Source organism: Crenobacter sp. CS_VA4, from assembly GCF_055597485.1.
In genome coordinates this window covers 1-425 of the sequence record NZ_JBVMAE010000088.1, presented here as the reverse complement: position 1 = coordinate 425, position 425 = coordinate 1, and the positions used below count along the sequence as shown (strand labels likewise).

The 425-nt window shown below is 65.6% G+C and carries 1 protein-coding gene; it reads left to right on the top strand.

The window, feature by feature from the left end; all coding sequences use genetic code 11:
• The coding region (locus ACZ2IA_RS22820) for a cation:dicarboxylate symporter family transporter (RefSeq protein WP_470294879.1) at positions 1 to 425 on the top strand (425 nt) is incomplete at both ends.

Sequence of the window (425 nt, the reverse complement as noted above, 5' to 3'; positions counted from 1 at the left end):
CAGGTGATGATCGGCCTCGTGCTCGGCATCGCCGTCGGCGTCCTGTTGCCCGACCAGGCGGCCAGCCTCAAGCCGCTCGGCGACGGCTTCATCAAGCTGATCAAGATGCTGATCGCGCCGATCGTATTCTGCGTGGTGGTCAGCGGCATCACCGGCGCCGGCGACCTGAAGAAGGTCGGTCGCGTCGGCGTCAAGGCGGTCGTCTACTTCGAGATCGTCACCACGCTGGCGCTGGTGCTCGGCCTGTTCCTGGCATTCAATAGCGGCATCGGCACCGGCATGAACGTCGACCCGAAGGCGCTCGACGCCAGCGCCATGGCCGCGTACACCGACAGCGCCCACAAACTGCAGCATGCGGGCGGCGTGTCGTTCCTGATGAACCTGATCCCGAGCACGGTGTTCGGCGCGTTAGCCAGCGGCGACAT